16 protein-coding genes and 8 pseudogenes are annotated in these 18549 nt (G+C 58.7%); 16 read left to right on the forward strand and 8 right to left on the reverse strand.

All coding sequences use genetic code 11. The features are described 5' to 3' along the window. Positions 1-74: 74 nt before the first annotated feature. Positions 75-915 (forward strand): annotated as a pseudogene (locus XI08_RS46245) (IS3 family transposase); the annotation flags it as partial. A gap of 23 nt (positions 916-938) precedes the next feature. Here the strand turns inward: XI08_RS46245 and XI08_RS11600 are convergent. Then, positions 939-1962, reverse strand: a pseudogene (locus tag XI08_RS11600) (IS110 family transposase). Positions 1963-2030: 68 nt separating this feature from the next. Between XI08_RS11600 and XI08_RS11605 the strand changes: the two are divergent. After that, positions 2031-2310, forward strand: a pseudogene (locus tag XI08_RS11605) (integrase core domain-containing protein); the annotation flags it as partial. A 149-nt stretch (positions 2311-2459) separates the two neighbouring features. Here the strand turns inward: XI08_RS11605 and XI08_RS11610 are convergent. Further along, positions 2460-3518: an extracellular solute-binding protein gene (locus tag XI08_RS11610; protein WP_271574480.1), complete on the reverse strand. Its 1059-nt coding sequence runs from the start codon at positions 3516-3518 to the stop codon at positions 2460-2462. 151 nt (positions 3519-3669) lie between these two features. After that, positions 3670-4378 (reverse strand): annotated as a pseudogene (locus tag XI08_RS11615) (IS66 family transposase); the annotation flags it as partial. 126 nt (positions 4379-4504) lie between these two features. Between XI08_RS11615 and XI08_RS46250 the strand changes: the two are divergent. From XI08_RS46250 to XI08_RS46000, 6 genes and pseudogenes are all read left to right on the forward strand, one after another. Further along, complete coding sequence (locus XI08_RS46250) at positions 4505-4957, forward strand: transposase DNA-binding-containing protein (RefSeq protein WP_442869802.1); 453 nt, start codon at positions 4505-4507, stop codon at positions 4955-4957. Between the two features lie 510 nt (positions 4958-5467). Beyond that, the gene (locus XI08_RS11625) at positions 5468-6559 is read left to right on the forward strand and encodes a lysine-2,3-aminomutase-like protein (RefSeq protein WP_271574482.1); all 1092 of its coding nucleotides are present in this window, start codon (positions 5468-5470) and stop codon (positions 6557-6559) included. A gap of 660 nt (positions 6560-7219) precedes the next feature. Continuing rightward, positions 7220-7691 (forward strand): annotated as a pseudogene (locus XI08_RS11630) (transketolase); the annotation flags it as partial. Between the two features lie 302 nt (positions 7692-7993). Further along, positions 7994-9424 carry an aldehyde dehydrogenase family protein gene (locus XI08_RS11635; RefSeq protein WP_271574483.1) on the forward strand — a complete coding sequence of 477 codons (1431 nt, stop codon included), beginning with the start codon at positions 7994-7996 and terminating at the stop codon, positions 9422-9424. A gap of 370 nt (positions 9425-9794) precedes the next feature. Next, entirely contained in the window at positions 9795-10481 is a 687-nt protein-coding gene (locus tag XI08_RS11640) for an IS110 family transposase (protein ID WP_271574484.1), read from the forward strand. A 7-nt stretch (positions 10482-10488) separates the two neighbouring features. Next, positions 10489-10542 (forward strand): annotated as a pseudogene (locus XI08_RS46000) (hypothetical protein); the annotation flags it as partial. 411 nt (positions 10543-10953) lie between these two features. Here the strand turns inward: XI08_RS46000 and XI08_RS11645 are convergent. Next, a pseudogene (locus XI08_RS11645) lies at positions 10954-11176 on the reverse strand (SMP-30/gluconolactonase/LRE family protein); the annotation flags it as partial. A gap of 59 nt (positions 11177-11235) precedes the next feature. Between XI08_RS11645 and XI08_RS11650 the strand changes: the two are divergent. Next, positions 11236-11469, forward strand: a complete 234-nt coding sequence (locus XI08_RS11650) for a hypothetical protein (RefSeq protein ID WP_271574485.1) — start codon at positions 11236-11238, stop codon at positions 11467-11469. Positions 11470-11610: 141 nt separating this feature from the next. Beyond that, positions 11611-11916: a hypothetical protein gene (locus tag XI08_RS11655; protein WP_271574486.1), complete on the forward strand. Its 306-nt coding sequence runs from the start codon at positions 11611-11613 to the stop codon at positions 11914-11916. Positions 11917-12055: 139 nt separating this feature from the next. On the opposite strand, the gene XI08_RS11660 is transcribed toward XI08_RS11655, so the two are convergent. Continuing rightward, on the reverse strand, positions 12056-12190 hold the full coding sequence (locus tag XI08_RS11660) for a hypothetical protein (protein WP_271574487.1): 135 nt from the start codon (positions 12188-12190) through the stop codon (positions 12056-12058). Next, complete coding sequence (locus XI08_RS11665) at positions 12183-12422, reverse strand: hypothetical protein (RefSeq protein WP_271574488.1); 240 nt, start codon at positions 12420-12422, stop codon at positions 12183-12185. The genes XI08_RS11660 and XI08_RS11665 overlap by 8 nt, the downstream gene beginning before the upstream one ends. A 506-nt stretch (positions 12423-12928) precedes the next feature. Between XI08_RS11665 and ectB the strand changes: the two genes are divergently transcribed. Continuing rightward, positions 12929-14182, forward strand: a complete 1254-nt coding sequence (gene ectB, locus XI08_RS11670) for a diaminobutyrate--2-oxoglutarate transaminase (protein ID WP_271574489.1) — start codon at positions 12929-12931, stop codon at positions 14180-14182. Between the two features lie 259 nt (positions 14183-14441). Here the strand turns inward: ectB and XI08_RS11675 are convergent, their stop codons facing one another. Further along, on the reverse strand, positions 14442-14696 hold the full coding sequence (locus XI08_RS11675) for a recombinase family protein (RefSeq protein ID WP_271574490.1): 255 nt from the start codon (positions 14694-14696) through the stop codon (positions 14442-14444). A 104-nt stretch (positions 14697-14800) separates the two neighbouring features. Here XI08_RS11675 and XI08_RS11680 point away from each other — a divergent pair, with 104 nt between their 5' ends. Beyond that, positions 14801-14974 (forward strand): hypothetical protein, encoded by a 174-nt coding sequence (locus XI08_RS11680; protein ID WP_271574491.1) that lies wholly within the window; start codon positions 14801-14803, stop codon positions 14972-14974. 147 nt (positions 14975-15121) lie between these two features. On the opposite strand, the gene XI08_RS11685 is transcribed toward XI08_RS11680, so the two are convergent. Next, complete coding sequence (locus XI08_RS11685) at positions 15122-15271, reverse strand: hypothetical protein (RefSeq protein WP_271574492.1); 150 nt, start codon at positions 15269-15271, stop codon at positions 15122-15124. 109 nt (positions 15272-15380) lie between these two features. Between XI08_RS11685 and XI08_RS11690 the strand changes: the two genes are divergently transcribed. The 4 genes and pseudogenes from XI08_RS11690 to XI08_RS46005 form a co-directional block, all read left to right on the forward strand. Next, on the forward strand, positions 15381-15584 hold the full coding sequence (locus tag XI08_RS11690; protein ID WP_271574493.1) for a hypothetical protein: 204 nt from the start codon (positions 15381-15383) through the stop codon (positions 15582-15584). A gap of 699 nt (positions 15585-16283) precedes the next feature. Beyond that, a pseudogene (locus XI08_RS11695) lies at positions 16284-17116 on the forward strand (acyl-CoA dehydrogenase family protein); the annotation flags it as partial. Positions 17117-17298: 182 nt separating this feature from the next. Next, entirely contained in the window at positions 17299-18159 is an 861-nt protein-coding gene (locus tag XI08_RS11700; RefSeq protein WP_271574494.1) for a MaoC/PaaZ C-terminal domain-containing protein, read from the forward strand. Positions 18160-18422: 263 nt separating this feature from the next. Then, positions 18423-18549 (forward strand): transposase (locus XI08_RS46005; RefSeq protein ID WP_333927161.1); only part of this gene is annotated, 127 nt, incomplete at its 3' end.

The raw sequence follows: 18549 nt of genomic DNA on the forward strand, positions 1-18549 counted from the left end.
GTCCCTCTTCCTGCTCTCACTCTGGCCAACGCTCAACTGTCCAGTTCAGCCCAATTCGGCTTATTAACGATCGACTTCTTCGCGAAGGAAGCGACATGAAGTTCGTCTTCATTGCGAAGCACCGGGCGATCTGGCCGGTGGCATGGCTATGCGATGCGCTGGGGGTGTCGCCGTCGGGCTTCCATGCCTGGCTGAACCGCTCGCCGAGCGCCAGATCCCGCAGCGACGAAGAGCTCGGCGGTAAGGTCAAGGCCAGCTTCATGGCCAGCGACCGCACCTATGGCGCGCGCCGAGTGTGGCGTGATCTGCTCGCCGAGGGGGCGGACTGCGGCCTCCACCAAATCGAACGGCTGATGCGCCTACAAGGCTTGCGGCCGGCACCTGCCGAAGGACAGCGGCAATCGACAGGTCGAGGCCGTACCGACGCACCTCCTTGATCGGCAGTTCGCAGCCGAGCGGCCGAACCAGAAGTGGATCGCCGACTTTACGTATCTCTGGACGGCCGAGGGCTGGCTCTACGTCGCAGCTGTGATCGACCTGTTCTCACGCCGGGTGGTGGGGTGGTCGATGAGCGCCGCCTGCAACGCCATGCTCGCTTGGTGCAAGGACGCAGCCATCGATTGGCACTTCATTGCGCCGGGAAAGCCGATGCAGAACGGCTTCGTCGAGAGTTTCATGTATAGACGGCCCCGCGGATGCAAGGGATTTCAGCAGCATTTTGGTTACCGGTCGGGTGCGTTCATGTATGTATACGGCCTGTTAGTGCGACCGATGCCATGGCCGCTGGCCCTGATGGAGATCGCGGATCGAGGTCTCATCAACGGGTCGCGCTTGTTGCGCTTAAAACTCTTCGGGCTTGCTCGATCCGCAGCTCCGCCGGTTTCCATCACGCTGTCATCTGCCCTCACACCTTAGGGTGGCCAAAAAAGCGCGGCAGCTCAGGCCGCGAGCTTAGGCCGATAGAACTCACCGGTCGTCATCATTGCCCAGATGATCCGAGCCAACTTGTTGGCGACAGCGACCGCAACAACCATGGGCCGACGCCGTTCAAGAAGGGCTTCGATCCAGCCAGCTCCGACCCGGGACCGGGCCTTTGAATACCGAACGACGTTGCGTGCCCCGATGACAAGCAAGTTCCTGAGATAGGAATCGCCCTGCTTTGTTATGCGGCCGAGCCTGTCCTTCCCGCCGGTGGAATTCTGTTTAGGCGTCAGGCCAAGCCAGGCCGCGAACTCCCGCCCGGAGCGGAAAATTGTCGCGTCCGGTACGGTCGCGGCGAGAGCTGTGGCCGTTATGGGACCGATCCCGGGGATCGAGGACAGCAACTTCGCCATCGGATTTACGCGCTGGATCTGAGCCAGCTCGCGCTCGATAGCCTCGACCTGCCGGTCCAATTCCTTCAGTTGGTTCACAAGGACGGCTAGTGCGATCCGGGCGTGGGCCGGTAGCGTCAGTTCCTCGTCATCCAACACGTCCACCAGACCATGCACCCGTTGCCGGCCTTGCCCGACGATAATTCCGAACTCAGCAAAGTGAGCCCGAATGGCGCAGGCTGTCATGGTTCGTTGGCGGACCAATAAGCCTCTTGCACGATGAAGCATCAAGAAGCCCTGGTTCTCGCCGCTCTTGATGGGAACGAACCGCATATTGGGACGGGTGACCGCTTCGCAGATCGCGGCCGCGTCAGCGGCGTCATTCTTGGCTCCTCTTCGTAGGTAGGGGGTTAACATAGGCTGGCGGAATCAATCTGACATCGTGTCCAAACTACCGAATCTCCCGCGCCCAGTGGTGAGCAGTCGCGCAGGCTTCGATGCCGACTAGACAAGGCGCGAGCGAGGAGAAGAACGACACGATCTCGCCTCGTCGGAGACGTTGGCGACCGGCCACTTGGCCTTGGTCATCAACTGCATGGATGTGAAATACGTGCTTCGAAATGTCCAACCCAATTGTGGCGGCTTCCATTGGTCAATTGCCCCTGTTGGCGGGTTCGTCCATCGCGAGTATATCGCCGGCGCCGAGGGAGCGGGGCCGTCTTCCCCATCAACGGCCGGATGCGCGATGAGCTACTCAACGAGACCCTGTTCTTCGATCTCGATGACGCCCGCGCCAAGATCGCCAACTGGGGTCGCCGACTACAATCTCCAGCGTCCCCACTCGTCGCTGAAATACCTGACCCCCGCGGCCTACGCCGCCCACCTCACCGCAACGGACGATCGGCTGCGCAACCCCGACCAGCTCCGCTGATCGTCCGTTGCTCCATCCGCGCCACTTGGCGTACAAAACCTCAAGACTCTAACTGCCGCTGGATGAAAATGCAGTGGCAGGTCAGTGGAAGATCAGTCGACTTGGCAAGCGGCGCATTCAGACGGCAGTTCATCTTCAGTGCTGACGGATTCCAGCTCTTCGAACGTTAACGCCGACTGCTCGATCAGCCACGATGAAAGCTCTTTGCGGCCTGGTTAGCTCATCATCCACAATTTATAACGCTCTACCAGAGTTTCGAGGTTGTTAGCCCAATATTCGTCACTTACTATCAGGTTATGAGGATTGTTCATGTCGGGTAGCCATTTGCGCGCTTCGGGTGTAAGCAAGGTGAACGCCTTTTTTGACGCTGGTAGCAAGCCAGTTCTGTCATGTTCTCGGGCCTGAACTTCGGGACGACTGAAATAGGCAACAAGCTTTAGCGCGTTGGCCTTATTGGGCGCCCCTTTAAGAATTGTCATGCGATAGCCGACAACTATATTTTGATCTGCGGAAAAAGCCAGCGGCTTACCGCCGCCGGGTTCGCACGATGCCTTCACGCGATTCGAGTAGGTATAGCTGAAGTCGACCTCGCCATTCTGCAGCAGAGACACAGTTTGAGGTGTCGTCGCAGTGAATACGATGCTATGTTTCACTCTGCTAAGAATCCCGAACGCGCGATCCAGATCCAGTGGATACATTTCTTCGGGCTTCACCCCATCAGCGAGAAGCGCGAGCTCGAGGGTTCCCATAGGCGAATTTCGGAGAGTGCGCCTTCCTGGAAACTTAGTGAGGTCAAAGTACTCGGTGAAGTTCGTGGGGTGCTTGCCCGGCCCGTATTTTTCGGGATCCCACGCGATACCCGTCGCCGCCGCACAGTACGGAACGCTATCGCTGGATGGCGGAACTATCATGTCTCCCACGTCGAACTTTGTGAGATCAAGCTGTGCCCAAAAGCCCTGCTTAGATCCGCTAGCTATGAGTGGACCGTCCACCTCATAGACATCCCATTCGACGTTTCCAGTAAGTTGCTGAGCTTTGATCTTGGCGAGATCTGGCGCCGGCACGACATTAACTTTAATGCCCGTTTCCTCAGCGAAAGGCACTGTTACATACTTTTGTTCAATCTCTTGAAACGTTCCGCCGAAGCTAACGTATGTGACAGCCTGAGAATCTGCCGCGGCTAAAACTGGATTAGTCGAGATTGGCGTAGCCAAGACGGCGGCTGTACCCTTGAGAAAGACTCGGCGTGAAACTCGTAAAGTTGACTTTTCCATTAGCACTCTCCCCGTCGTAAACATGTAGCTAGCGCTGCAGTCCCTGAAGATAAGGTTTCGGGACGGAAACACCGGCGATTTTTGGCCACGGTTTCGCAGTAATCCTGAAAAAATCGTGCTTTGCTTGCAGCTTTTCTGCGGCGCCAGATTGCTTCTGGGGATGCTCGCCCCGTCGATCGCGCGAGGCGTAATAGACCGCAGCCGGCGGCGCAGGCCCGGCGAAGGGCCGGTCGTCCCGCACATAAGTCCATATCCGCCCGACCGTGTAGTTGCCCTTCCCAGGATACGGCTGGTGGTGTCGTCGCCATGAAGGCGCTCGGCTGCGAGCACATGACGCTCGATCAGCTGGAAGAGCGGCATGACGGCGAAAGCCGGCCTGGTCGGCCAGCGTCGACAATGGCAGGTCGATCCGCTCGCACTTGAAGCGCGTTGAGTGGACATGCATGCCGAACTTGTCGAACAGGATCGTCGCCAGTAATTGCGATCCGATGAAGCCGCGCGGCGTGGCATGGAACGGCGCAGGCGGCTGGCTGATCTTCTCACAATCGCAGCAAGTGAACTCCTCGCGCGCCGGCCGCTTGCATGAAGGGGCGGACGCTCTGCGTCTTCGCCGCTGCGGCCTGCGCGGCAAGCTCATCCTCCCTCGCCGTGGTGGCGAGTTCTTCGAGTTCCAATTCCATTTGCTCGATCAGCCGCGCCGCGCGCTCGGAGCGCTGCCCGTACAGTTCGCGCTTGGGTTTGTCGATCCGCAACTCGAGATGCGCGATCAGCGCCGTGTTATCCGACAGCTCCGCTTGCGCGCTGGCAGCCATCGCCTCGGCTCGCAGCCGGGCCCCACGCTCGGCCTGCAGCGCAGCCAGGGCACTTGTCGGTCAAAAAAGGCGGCCCTCAACGGATTTCGATCACCCACATCTCGTGCGTAGGATTTGCATCGGTTGAATCGCCTGTGATTCTGTTTGCGACGCCGATTCGCGGAGGCGTCACAGATGAGCGGAGACACGGGAGCCGGTGCTGCAGGCTGGGATGACGACGAAGTCGTTTCGGCAGGGCTGCCGGACAAGCGATTGGCGCGCCGATTCGGCCGCCTGCTTGATCAGATGTCGGCGGCACCTGGCCAACCGGCCCGGCCGCGTGCGGCGACGAAGGCGGCCTATAGCTTCTTCGATAATCCGCGCGTCACCGAGCGGGATGCTGGCCGGCCATTTTCCCGGGACTGCCATGCGCTGCGCGGCGAGCGACGTTGCGCCGGAGACAGTCCTCACCTCAACCGAAATCGCGACGCTAAATGCCATCGACGCGGCGCAGTCCAAGCCGCGCATCTTGCTCAAGACCCTCGCCATCTACTTGCTCCAGATTGTAATGCTGGGCGGCTACCTCGCGCGCAACCACGATCCGCCGCCAGGAAACATCGTGGTGTTGCGAGGGCTAACACGTCTTAACGACATCGCCTTCGGCCGCTCAATCAGAACTCGTCGACGATGTGGGTAATTGAAAGCCTCAACGGAGGAATACGCATCGGCGCTCTCTCGGCAGACCTCTCTTGCTTGGCTGCAAAGGGGGCCTCCGCGATTTCGATCGTCTTCGAGAGCGTCAGTCCTGTCTCAACAGGGTGGCCGACTTCGATCGGGATGGGTAGCCGACTTCCGTCGAAATCGATGGCGGATTGCGTCGGACGTCGCCGGCTTGCATGGGATTACGCACCACAGCGGTATCCGTTCGGAAGCCGATCCAGGAAGATGCTGGATCGCGCAAGCGCTTTCTACGAAACCGGAGCTCCGCCAGTCCGGGGGGCGATCTCGTACATCAAGGGTCCAATCTGCTCCGTCTTGGTTGCGGCCAAAGCAAAATGAGACACGGTGACACACTCATAGATTGGATAGGCGACGACAAGGGCTGATTGAGGCAAATTCTGAGGCCATAGCGCACACTAGAGACAGGAGGCTATTCCCATGACAGACACTGTCGCCGCTGCCCCACGAGAAGACGATCGTTCAATCACCACGCTAGAGGGTTTGCTCCAGCATGGACTGACATCGCAGGAGTCAGCGCTTGGCTTGGTCGAAGTGGTCGACAAGTTTCCGGTACGGATCACATCCGAGATGCGCCGAGCGTCGAACGCCAACGATCCGAATGATCCAATATCTCGGCAGTTCATTCCGACGGCGAATGAATTGCGCGTAAGAAACGAAGAACGCGGCGATCCCATAGGCGATGGTGCTTTCACGAAGCTGAAGGGGGTGGTCCATCGGTACCCGGATCGTATTCTTCTGTTGCCCACGCAGACATGCCAAGTCTATTGTAGATTCTGCTTCCGTCGCGAAAAAGTCGGTCGCGGTGGTGAAAGTCTTCGAACAGAGGAGTTGGCGGCGGCTCTGGAATACATCCGTGAAACGACAGAGGCTTGGGAGGTCATTGTTTCCGGGGGCGACCCGTTTTTGATCGGAGACCGACGCCTGCAGGAAATTCTGGAGTCGCTCGATGCCATCGAACATGTCGAAGTCATCCGATTCCACACCAGAATTCCCGTTGTAGAGCCGGCTCGCATTACTGAAAAACTACTGGATCTACTAAGCCGGAGGCGATGCGCTATTTACATAGTTCTTCATATTAATCATCCGAACGAGCTGACGAAAGGCGCCAAGGATGCATGTGCTGCGCTTGCCGACCGAGGAATTCCCCTTCTTTCCCAATCGGTTTTATTAAAGGGCGTAAATGATAGCGCCGAAGTTCTCAGCGCTCTGATGCGCGCTCTGATCTGCAATCGCATAAAACCATACTATCTCCACCATCTGGATGTGGCTCAAGGTACTGATCATTTCAGGGTATCTATTGCCGACGGACAAGAGATAGTCCGCACAATGCGCGGGCGCGTTTCCGGAATCTGTCAGCCACTTTATGTTTTGGATGTGCCAGGTGGTTATGGAAAAGTCCCGATCGGTCCGAGCTACATCTCTAAACTCGGGGAGGATGAGTATCGCATTCAAGACTACAAAGGCGGGACGCACGGCTATCGTGATCTCGCTCATTCTGCCACACCTTGAGCTCGAGGCCCGATAGTTATTCTAGTGCCGCGGCTGTCCAGATGCAGTCGAACCATGTTCGGCACAACCTTAATGACAGACGCCCCGTAGCCTGCCGTGACACAGACGACCTCTGTTTTTAGCCGATCGTTAGAGCCGAGGGAGTTGCCAACGAACGCGCATATGATGACGCGCAAAACGTCTGCGAGGCATCGCGGGAGTAGGCCGAAGTTGTGGGCCGGCAGCGCCGAAACTTATGTCGTTCCCCGCTGGACGAATGCGGGTTCGTGCCACGGACACAAGGCGCATCCAACCGCAACCAGACGATCACACTCTTCTGCAAAGCCTACGGTTCGCCGTTCGTATCCCGCCGATAGGCTTATCGGCGCTCTGCGCCTATCTTGTCTTTGCGCCGCACCGAAGGCGACCAGCGTCAGGTTTATCCGCGCTGCGCGTAGCTGTGCATTAGCCTTGAGACGGCCTAAGCTAATGTGTCTGCGTTAAATCATGTTGCGCACCGCTTCAGAAATCCTTCGAAAGCGACGACGACAGCATCGCAAGGGGCATCATCAATCTTGAACAAGAACGCGACCATGCCCGCGGAACAAGGTAGATTCGTTGCGCGATCAGATCAAAGAACATCAGTTCCTTGATGTGCAAATGTGCCCATCCTCCGCCTTCACGGGTAGCATCGAGCAGGCGCAACGCATCATGTCGCCGGAGCTGCAGCAGGGCATCCCCGATGGCGCGCCTACTGGCTGCACAAGCCGGGCCCGAATGCCGGATCGTGATTGCCTATACGGCGCAGTCGCGCCGGAAGCAATCGAGGCCATTGGCTTTATCGGCGAGAGCCGCCGCGACATCGGCCTGCTCGCAATCACCTCGGCCGATCGGCTCCACGCGGGCTGGACCGCCGCGCGAAGTCTGCGGCACGATCGACTCGGCGTGCAGCATCCCAGCCACATCGAAAAGCTGCTGGTCGGCAGCGTCCGCGGACATCGCGTCGAGGCGCTCGGCGTCGAGCAGTTCGGCCAGACCGGCACCGTCGCCGACCTCTACCGTCGCTACGGCATTCATGCCGGATGCGATCATCGATGCGGCGGAAAGCCTCACCACCGGCGCGCCGATCGCCCATCGGAAGATGGCGGTGTAGTTAAGTAATCTAGCCGGGATGGGCCCCGGCCCAGCAGCGCATCACTGAAGAAGCGCTGCGCTGCGTCCGGGGCACGAGACCGTCTAGACTCGTTACAATCTTGTGTCCCGGACGCGCTGCAGCGTGCAACGCTGCTGCGCAGAGCCGGGGACCCGTGGCGCTTGCTTCGTTCCCGCTCGCGTCCCATATTCCGCGCGTCCGCCGCAACGCTGGCCCCGCATATGGCGGGTTCAATTGCCGGCGCTTTCGTGCAATGATGCCTGCCGAAACGCCCCCTCCAAGCCCCCAAGAAGAGGTTAACGATGGTCAATCGCATGCAATTCTACATCGACGGCGCCTGGGTCGATCCCGCCGTCAAGAAGTCCACCGCCGTGATCAATCCCGCGACGGAAGTGGCGACGTACGAGGTTGCGCTGGGCTCCAAGGCCGACGTGGACAAGGCGGTTGCCGCCGCCAAGCGCGCCTTCGCAACCTTCTCCCAGACCAGCCGCGAGGAGCGCGTCGCGCTGCTCACCAAGATCATCGAGATCTACAAGGGCCGCCTCAAGGAGATCGGCGCCGCCGTCTCCGACGAGATGGGCGCACCGCTGCCGATGGCGGAGAAGCTGCAGGCCGGCGCCGGCCTCGGCCATCTCATGACCACGCTCGACGTGCTCAAGAACTATCATTTCGAGGAGCCGGTCGGCACCGCCATGGTGCTGCGCGAGCCGATCGGCGTGGTCGGCATGATCACGCCCTGGAACTGGCCGCTGAACCAGATCGCCTGCAAGGTCGCGCCCGCGCTCGCCGCCGGCTGCACCATGATCCTGAAGCCCAGCGAGTTCACGCCGACCTCGGCTTTGATTTTTGCGGAAATCCTCCATGAAGCCGGCGTGCCGAAGGGCGTGTTCAACCTCGTCAACGGCCTCGGCCCCGAGGTCGGCGCCGCCATGAGCGAGCACCCCGACATCGACATGATCTCCTTCACCGGCTCGACCCGCGCCGGCATCGACGTCGCCAAGCGCGCCGCGCCCACCGTGAAGCGCGTCAGCCAGGAGCTCGGCGGCAAGTCGCCGAACGTCATCCTCGAAGGCGCCGACTTGCAAAAGGCGGTGACCGGCGGCGTGATGCACATGTTCAACAATTCCGGCCAGTCCTGCAACGCGCCCTCGCGCATGATCGTGCCGCTGTCCAAGATGAAGGAAGTCGCCGCGATCGCGAAGGCCGTCGCCGACAAGACCAAGGCCGGCGATCCGCGCGCCGAAGGCACCACCATCGGCCCGGTCGTCAATCGCGGCCAGTGGGACAAGATCCAGGGCCTCATCAAGAAGGGCATCGACGAGGGCGCCACGCTCGTTGCCGGCGGCCCGGGCCTGCCCGAAGGCGTCAACAAGGGCTTTTACGTCCGTCCGACCATCTTTGCCGACGTCACGCCTGACATGACGATCGCGCGCGAGGAGATCTTCGGGCCGGTGCTGACCATCATCGGCGCCAAGGACGAAGCCGACGCGGTCAAGATCGCCAACGACACACCCTATGGTCTCGCCGGCTATGTCTACGGCCCGTCGGTCGAGGACGCCAAGCGCGTCGGCCGCCAGATTCGCGCCGGCAACGTCAATCTCCAGGGCGTGCCGAATGATCGCACCGCGCCGTTCGGCGGCTACAAGCAGTCCGGCAACGGGCGCGAGTGGGGCAAGTTCGGCCTCGAGGACTTCCTCGAAGTGAAAGCCGTCGCCGGCTTCAACGCGGCGTAAGTTTCCACGTCTGAACGAATGCGACGCCGGAGCGCTCCGGCGTTTTTTTGGCTAATGTGTTTCTGCCGTAGGGTGGGCGAAGGAGCGAAGCGACGTGCCCACCATCTCTCTCGGCGACTACAAATGCGTGGGCACGCTTCGCTTTGCCCACCCTTGTATTAGCGGGCTGGATTAGAATGGCCTCGTTCCGTGAGGAGTGGCCCAGCCCGGGAGGCCGCCCGAGCTGGGCCGCCGATCGATCGGATCGATGCCCACCGAAGCCTTGAGGGATGCGTTTCGTAGCTTCGTAGCAAGATCGCGGTCGGCACTTCATCGGGACCCGTATGGTTGAACGAACATCAGGTTCGCATCACAAGGGAGGGTCGAGAAGATGGCCAAACGTATCACAATCTGTGCCGGGATCGATACCGGCAAAGATAAGCTCGATGTGGCGATCGATGGCAGCTCGGAGCAGCTGGGCGTCGACAACACGGCGGAAGGCCACCAGGCGTTGGTGGAGTGGCTGAAGGGCCACAAAGCAGGGATCGAGGCAAGCGGAGGCTGTGAGCAGGCCCTCGTCGCCGAGCTGCGGCGCAGGCGGTTCGTCGTCATCCTGTTTCAGCCGAAGCAGGTTCGCGCCTACGGCACGTTCCATCGGTTGCTCGCCAAGAACGACAAGATCGACGCAGCGCTGATCGGTACTGCCGCGGTCAAGACGATCCATCCCGCCCCGGATCCGCGGCTGCAGCCTCTTGCCGAGGATTTGACGATGATCGATCCGATCACGGAAGACATCGCAAGGCTCAAGAACCGGCTCGAGAGCTGTCGCGACACGCGGATTCAAGGGGTTTGGAAGGCGCAGATCGCGCGCCTGGCCAAGTCCAAACGAGCCGAACTCAAGGCGTTGCTCGCGGCGATCCGCAAGCACCCTGATCTTGCCGCACGGCTCGATCTGATCCACAGCGTCGCCGGCTGCGGCCGCCCGACCGCGGTGGCCGTGCTGGTCAGGATGCCGAGATCGGCAACGTCACGCGCGAGCAGGCCGCAGCGCTCAGCGGCTTGCGCCCTACGACGATGACAGCGGCAATCGCGTCGGCGCCCGTCACATCACAGGCGGACGCGAACGCTTGCGCCGGGCGCTCTACACCGCGGCTTTTCCGGCATCCTTCCGCTGGAATCTGCAGCTCATGGCCCTGTACCGCCGGCTGATCGCCGCCGGCAAGTGCCACAAATCCGCGCTCGTCGCCTGCGCCAGGAAGCTGCTCGTCATTATCAAGGCCGTCGTCGCCCGCGGCACGCCGTGGGGGCGCCCAGGCAAAATGCCAAACTGTCCGTCGCCTGACCCGCGTTTCTTTGTTCGATCAGGCGACCGTTTCTTCGTCCCGACCTGCCCTCACAACGACGCCGCGTGCTGCGGCCATCAAGGCTGGCCGTCGCTCGGTTCCCGCCTCACGCAAGATGCCGCCAGGCCACGCCTTGATGGCCGCAGCACACGGCGTCATGCTCCTGCCAATCGGGGCCTCGCTTTAATGGTTGCTACGAGTGCAGCGTTAGCCGCGGAGCGCCCCCTGCGTGTTCACATGCGGCGGGTAGATCGACTGGCTCGCTGCCATGAACAGGCGGTTGCGCTTGAGGCCGCCGAAGCAGAGATTCCGCGCAGCGCTCTGGCAGCGCAATGCGGCCGATAATGACGCCGTCAGGAGCAAACACGACAACGCCGTCGAGCTCGGGATCGCCCATGCCCCAGCCGCACCAGAGATTGCCGTAAAAGTCGTACGGCTGATGGCGGCGCGACGCTCGCTCGCGAAGAAAATTGGGATGGCGGAGAGGCCTTGGCGCTGTCGCGCGAAAGCGGCTTGTCGCTGCGGCAAGCCTATCGATATCTCGAAGTGGCCAAAAGGAAGGAGCCGGTCCTTCCGCACCGCAGCCGTCTGTGGTGCTCTGAGGATGCTAACCCATCTTGCTCAAAAACTTCAGGCGCTTGCGGCGGCTTCCAGACTTCGGTTAGCGAGGTGATGCGCCAATCGGTGGCCGCTTATCTCGCACTCATCCGCGAGGATGGCTGAGCGGAGGAAAAAGCGCGACGTCCGTCTAGAACTTGCGTTCGATCGACTCGTCGCCGTCAAACTTGAACAGGTTTTACGAAATTCTCGTTCCAGACCGGTTGCGCTTCGCGCGAGCCGTCGCCGATGTGACGGGAGGCGAAGATGAAAACCGCCGCTATTTGCGCCAGAGTGTTGTCGGACAAGCAGAAGGAGGAGAACACGATCGCCAAATCCCATTCATCACGCTGCGTGAACGTGACCGACGTGCTTGGCGAGATTCAGATCGATTGTGATAAGTCTGACACGGACGCCTCACTTAAGTGGTGCTCAACACCTCCTTTTTCGGACATCGGTACTATCGAGCGGGGCGTCGAGAACATCGGAAATGGGCCATCTTTGTCGATCCAAAGCCCGGAACGAGCGTCGGCAAAGTGGCTTCATCGACAAAGACTCGTCCCGCCTTCTTGACCTCGCTGAACCCGTAGCCGGCCACGATCTCGAGCGAGCTTGTTCATCCATTGCGCCATCAGCTGGCAGTCGAGCTCGACATGATCGCGGGCGTAGATAGCCTCCTGCCGGTAGAGTCAACGATATGGGCCGGGCGGTGCTAGATCACGCCGTCTGCGTCCTTGAACGCATACTTCGGACCGCGCTGACGATCGCACGGATATTCGCCGGCACCCAGACGCTCCGGCACATCCTCGCCGATCAGCACCTTCTGCGTGCCGGCATGCCTAGCCAACTCCTCCGAGCTCAATGATAGTTTCGATCCGTTTGGGATGGAGCGCAAAGCCCTTGCGCAACCGCGGTGCAGCTTTTTCGGTCCGCTTGCGCAGGCCCTTGCTGAGCTGTGCCGTGATCGCAGCGACGATCGATCTAAGACAAGGCCTGGTGTTCATCGTCGCTGTTTGCAGAGCCGAGCTTTTCTGATCGTCGGCCGAAGCGAGCGCAGTCAAAGCCTTCAGGGCGACCATCCCAGCTGCATCCTCGCGCGGTACACCGGCATCCTTCAGGCTGATGCTACGGGCACAACCAGCTCTATCTGGCTGGGCACCAGATGGACGCATGTCTCTCTCCAACAATGTCGCCGGATGGACTTCCAAGGCATCTCTTGGATAGAAGTCGTGGCTTTTCTGCGGAGGGCGGCGCACCGCCGCTATATACAGCCTCATCGCCACGGGAATTCGACTCAAGCCGCGCTCTCAAAGCGTAAACTTTCTTGAAAGGCAGTAATCCAGTTCAGTTGATGGCGATAAGTAGCTCTGAGCTTAACACCACTAACCTTAGTAGGTCCATTGCTCCCGGTTATCGCGTAACTGAGTAGGGTCGTTCTGTGGGGCACGAACCGCTAAGCGAGGCGCGCTCCACGTTTAGGTCGCCATGTGCATAGCTCGCGCGATCTGAGACAACCGTGTTTGTTCGTCGAATCAGCTGCTGCGGAGGAGAGCCCATGCGTGGAGTAACTTGCGAGTCCCGCAAAATGCAGATTTTCGAGAACCTGGAATCAAACGTTCGGTCGTACTCACGTTCGTTCCCAGCGATCTTCAGTCTAGCGCGTGGCTCCATTCTGTTAACCGACGACGGTCGGAAAATCATTGACTTTCTTGCCGGAGCTGGAGCACTTAACTACGGCCACAATAATCACCGCATCAGGGCTGCCATTGCGGAGTATCTAGCTTCGGATGCCATAGTCCACGGGCTTGACATGGCTACTCCTGCAAAGCTCGAATTTATGGAGACCTTCAGCTCTATCATACTCCGGCAGCGGGATATGCAGTATCGATTCCAATTTACGGGGCCCACAGGTGCTAATGCTATTGAGGCAGCTTTGAAGCTCTCACGGAAAATCACAGGACGTCAAAATGTCATTTCATTCACGCGTGGGTATCACGGCATGAGTTTAGGGGCGATTGCCGCGAGCGGTAATCGTTTCTATCGCACAGGCAGTGCCGTTCCCTTATCGGGCGTATCTTTTATGCCTTATGATGGCTATCTTGGGCCGGCCATTGATACGGCCGACTACCTGCGAAAGGTGTTGTTCGATGAAAGCGGTGGCATCGATCGTCCAGCTGCCATTCTCGTCGAAACCGTGCAGGGAGAAGGCGGTATTAACGTCGCTCGCAATGAATGGTTGCGATCAATTGAGAGTATAGCAAAGAATATAGGCGCCCTTTTCATAGTTGACGATATCCAGATGGGCTGTGGTCGCACGGGCGAATTCTTTAGCTTCGAGTGCGCAGCGTTGTCGCCAGACATTGTCGTGCTGTCAAAATCAATAAGTGGGTATGGTCTGCCGTTATCGATGTTGTTGATCAAAGAGGGGCTCGACCTCTGGCAACCAGGAGAACACGGAGGCACGTTTCGGGGAAATAACCTTGCACTTGTAGCTGCAACCGCAGCTATAAACGCCTATTGGCGCTGCCGGACCTTTTCGGAGGGGATTCAGCGCATGGGAGACCTTACGCGGCGCAGACTTGATGCTATTGCATCCCGATATGGAAACGGTTTTTCGGTTCGAGGCCGGGGTATGGCGCTGGGATTTGATTGTCAAAAACCCGAACTTGCAGAGGTCACGGCACGCAAGGCATTCGAGAAAGGGTTGATCGTTGAACGATGTGGAGCCGTTGCCGAGGTCGTAAAAATCTTGCCTGCGCTCACGATAGACCTAGAGATACTAAATCAAGGTCTTGAGATATTTGAGGAAGCTCTGACTGAAGCAATGAAACAGACCTAGTGGCACGGCGCCCCAGGAGCGCTCCTGGCCGCCTGTTTCTTTGGCTGTCGGAGTCTGGCGCTCATTGAGCGCGTGATGGCGCCGAAGCTGTGGTTTTGCGTTGTAAAGCTCGTAGACCCAGCGCACGAAACCGGCCTGTCTCTCGTCCGTCTCATAATAGGCGGCAGAGTGGATCGGTCTGGCGCTTGTAGCGACAACCAAACGGAGCGCCGGAAAGCACGCTCACTTGGCCCTGAAAGGAGCGATGGCGCTTCCCTCGTCATTTCAGGATTTTCGCGCGTTCATATTCGGCGATCATGCCCTGAAGCTGCAGCAGGAGCTCGTCTTCCGGCGTCGCCGCCCGTTTCGAGCGAATGAACAAGATCTCGACGCCGGCGCGCGCGCGAACTCTTCGATAAAGAAAGATCTGATGCGCATAGCGCCGGCTCAGCCGATCGGGAGCGTACACAAGCACAGATTGGATCCGCCCTTCTGCGGCGAGATCGCACAGTCGTTCGAGCCCAGGCCGCAACAAGCTCGCACCGCTATAGCCGTCGTCTTCGATTCACCCATTCCGTTGGCACGTCGCAGTTCTGCTCGCGCGCGAAAGCGATCACCGCGCTCATCGGACTGGCGGTCGTGTTTTCCTCCTTCTGTTTGGCCGATGACACTCTGGCGCAAATCGCGGCGGTATTCATCTTCGCCTCCCGTTACATCGGCGTCGACGCGCGCGAAGCGCACCTGATCTGGAACGAGAATTTCGTAAACCTGTTCAAGTTTGACGGCGACGAGGCGATCGAACGTAAATTCTAGACGAACGTCGCGCTTTTTCCTCCGCTCAGCCATCCTCGTGGATGAATGCGAGATAAGCGGCCGCCGGTTGGCGCGTCGCCTTGCTTACAGTAAGTCTGGAAGCCGCCGCATGCGCGTGGAGTTTTTGAGAGAGATCGGTTAGCATCTTCAGAGCGTCACAGACGGCTGCGGCGCGGAAAGGACCGGCTCCTTCCTTTTGGCCACTTCGAGATATCGATAGGCTTGCCGCAGCGACAAGCCGCTTTCGCGCGACAGCGCCAAGGCCGCCTCCGCCATGCCAATTTTCTTCGTGAGCAAGCGTCGCGCCGCGCTGAGCTGTACGGCTTTCTGCGCTTGCGTCGATCGAATTATATAACATAGCGGTATTACCCTCCTCGCCAACTGTGTTGCGCTATGCGTTCGATACATGGATGGCGCGGAACTCCTCGCTGTCACCATGGTGTCAGACGACGGGCTCGTTCATTGTCGAACCAAGGCTGAAGCGGGAGCCATCAAGGCCGCGCTGCAAGATAGGATTGAGGAATGCGAACTCGAAATGCATCCCGACAAGACCAAGATCATCTACTGCAAAGATAGCAACCGCATGATAGGTAACCAGTCACTCCTTTGATTTTATGAGAGTTTTCTTTTGATCGCGCAGGGCAAGAACTCATCAGAAGAAAGAAAAACTTCTGTACGGTCTCGCCGGTGGCCGGCAGGGCGGCGATGAAGTTTACGCGTATGACAATCCGCCAGCTCTCGCGGAAGTCGACGCAATCGCGTTGGAACTGTATCCTGTCCTTCGTGGATCGATGCAGTACTACGGCAGGTATGGGCCGCCAGAAATGCACGCCCTTTATTGATACGTCGACGATCTCTTAGCCGGCTGGGCGCGACGCAAATGCAAGGGCTAGAGAACGAGAAGTCAGGAGCCTTGTGGGCGAATCCAATTCGAGGGCCATAGCGGTCAGAATTTGTGCCGCACTAAGGCTAGAGGTGAATTGGCAGAAACCTGACAACCTAGCGACAATGGCGGACGGGTCGTCGCTCGCCAAGCCCCCAAGCCCGGCAGTTGCGCAAACATTGGTGTGAGCGGATTGATTAAGGTGCGCATTCCGTACGGGTGGCAAGCCGCCCTCCGACTCGATGAACGCACAATGCTGTCGCAGAACACCCGAGCGGATAACAGCGCGGTACAGACTTAGGCCGAAGGAGCATGTGATGGATTTCACGATATCTGCGAAGCAGATCAATGGCTGGCCAGCGCACAAGCGTCATGATGACGCAATCCGGCCCCCCTATGGGCAGCAGGTTTTCGAAAGCGATGAAGAAGAAAAAGGCGCGCGCCGAGGGTCTGTGAAACATGTCTCTGCCGCCTTGGGCGCAGGAGGGCGAGTTCCTCAGTGCCGGATTGAGAAATCCCGAATTTGCCCCGCTTGCGGAAGAAACGGGGCGTATCGGTTGGGCTTCGGAGTCGTTCAACCGCCCGGCACTAGATACCGGCAACAGGGGGGCTCGGTACGTTATGGCAGCAAGGAGCAGAAGCGGCAATGGCTAAAGCCCTTGATGGAAGGCGAGATACGTTATGCCGTTCTAATGACGCGACCGTGGTCGCCTCATCAAATGCGACAAACCTCAGCGCCAGGATGGAGTGGACGGCGATCATAACGTCATAAACAGCCGCAAATGGTCGTCTTCGGGCATTGGTGATCCGCGCTGCAGAATTGCGATCGTCATGGGCAAGACGAACTTCAAGGCTCCGTGCCACCAGACGCAGTCGCAAATTTTGGTGCCTTTAGACGAGCCGGTCATCAAGGTCGAAGGAATGCTGTCTGTATTTTGCTATGAGGATGCGGCACACGGCCAGGTACTACTTGAATGTCCGCTCTCCGCAAGTAATCTATTATTGGAAGAGGGCAGGGGCATTGAGATAGCCAAGTTCGGCTCGGGCCAGGGCGTATGCATCACTGCATGCGCGCCATCGGCTAGGCCAAAGAGGCGCTAGAAGATGGTCAAGCGATCCAATCGCGCATCACATTCGGCAGGAAGATCATTGAGCACTCAGTTCGGGAGCAGCGCGTCGCAGAAGCGCGCATAGATATTGAGATGCATCGACTATTGCGCCTGAGGAAGAAAGCCTTCAGCTGGCAAATTGACAATCGCCGTCGGTCGAAACAAAAAGTGATGTCATCATGAGCAATTTTTGGACTCAGCAATATCGGATCTCCTAAATGGATTCATCCGTGAAACGCATCATCGGTCCTGATCAAATGAACAGTAATGTAAAGCTGAGATAGACGACATCTCTGCGGCTCTTGAAGCAACGTCAACAAGGTAGGAATCCAATGCCAATTGATTATCCCGCAGTACTTGATCTGAAAACCAGCTCTGCTCGCTATTCGTGGAGCGACCGCGAAGTATTGACTTATGCGCTTGGTATCGGCATGGGGTCAGATCCTCTGAACGAAAAGGAGTTGCAGTTTGTTAACGAGGCATTTGCAAGACCGAAGCCACTGAAGGTCGTCCCGACGTTTGCATCGGTCTGCGTTTGGGGGGCAAAACCTGGCGTTATCGACCTCAATCGCCTTATGATTGTCGATGGCGAACGTGACATCACGTTTCACAAGCCACTGCCTGTCGCAGCGACAGTTAAAGCGGACGCTCGCGTGTGCGGAGTCTATGACAAGGGTAAAGACAAAGGCGCGGTCATCCAAAACGAAATTGTCATAAGAAACAGCGATGGAGGAAATTTGGTTACAGTTCTTTCTTCGCTCTTTGCAAGGGGGGACGGCGGCTTTGGGGGGCCTTCAGAGGGAATGCCGTTGCCGCACCAAGTACCCCGTCGAGCGCCGGACAGATCAATCGATATCCCGATCCGACCGGACCAGGCACTAATCTACCGTCTGTCGGGTGATCGGAATCCCTTGCACAGCGACCCCGAATTTGCGCGTCGGGCAGGTTTTCCGAAGCCCATTCTCCATGGCCTCTGCACCTACGGCGTGACCTGCAGGGCTGTGTTGCAGACGTACGCCGACTACGATCCACACGCCTTCAGGCGTCATCGCGTTCGCTTTTCTGCCCCAGTGTTCCCGGGTGAGATCGTAACGATTAACCTCTGGAAGGACGGCAATTCGATTTCTTTCGAAGCCCTTGTTCGAGAGCGTGACGTCATCGTCGCGAAGAATGGTCAGACGCTATTAGGTTGAGTCTCCGTCCCAATCTAGCACACAACATGTAGCTCAATGTGTGGATTGGACTGTCGCTTCCTTGATCGTGCGGTTCATGCGCTCGATCGTAAGCCTAGCGTAGAGACCCATCGGATTGTTCGTACGGAGGCTCGGGAACGCCGCTAGAAGAGTCATCTTCCGCAAGGGTGCTCGCACACGACCATTCGGACGACATAAGACGACCGTTGTCACCGCGTATCGAAGTGTATGCTGGCGCAGGTCGTAAGCGCTGGCCAGATGATGTGAAGTCGCAGATTGCCGCGGAAAGCCTCGAGCCGGGTGCGGTTGTAACAGATGTCGCCTGTCGCCATGGCTGCCGGCCCCAGCAGGTGCATGACTGGCGGCGCCGGGCGCGTTTGGCCAGTTGGT

The organism is Bradyrhizobium sp. CCBAU 11361, assembly GCF_028128935.1.
GTDB classification, from domain to species: domain Bacteria; phylum Pseudomonadota; class Alphaproteobacteria; order Rhizobiales; family Xanthobacteraceae; genus Bradyrhizobium; species Bradyrhizobium niftali.

Bases quoted from the DNA above. Each gene is read 5' to 3' on its own strand.
- XI08_RS11610 (WP_271574480.1), bottom strand. From the start codon at position 3,518: ATGGAAAAGTCAACTTTACGAGTTTCACGCCGAGTCTTTCTCAAGGGT.
- XI08_RS46250 (WP_442869802.1), top strand. From the start codon at position 4,505: ATGAGCGGAGACACGGGAGCCGGTGCTGCAGGCTGGGATGACGACGAA.
- XI08_RS11625 (WP_271574482.1), top strand. From the start codon at position 5,468: ATGACAGACACTGTCGCCGCTGCCCCACGAGAAGACGATCGTTCAATC.
- XI08_RS11635 (WP_271574483.1), top strand. From the start codon at position 7,994: ATGGTCAATCGCATGCAATTCTACATCGACGGCGCCTGGGTCGATCCC.
- XI08_RS11640 (WP_271574484.1), top strand. From the start codon at position 9,795: ATGGCCAAACGTATCACAATCTGTGCCGGGATCGATACCGGCAAAGAT.
- XI08_RS11655 (WP_271574486.1), top strand. From the start codon at position 11,611: ATGAAAACCGCCGCTATTTGCGCCAGAGTGTTGTCGGACAAGCAGAAG.
- XI08_RS11665 (WP_271574488.1), bottom strand. From the start codon at position 12,422: ATGGTCGCCCTGAAGGCTTTGACTGCGCTCGCTTCGGCCGACGATCAG.
- ectB (WP_271574489.1), top strand. From the start codon at position 12,929: ATGCAGATTTTCGAGAACCTGGAATCAAACGTTCGGTCGTACTCACGT.
- XI08_RS11690 (WP_271574493.1), top strand. From the start codon at position 15,381: ATGGATGGCGCGGAACTCCTCGCTGTCACCATGGTGTCAGACGACGGG.
- XI08_RS11700 (WP_271574494.1), top strand. From the start codon at position 17,299: ATGCCAATTGATTATCCCGCAGTACTTGATCTGAAAACCAGCTCTGCT.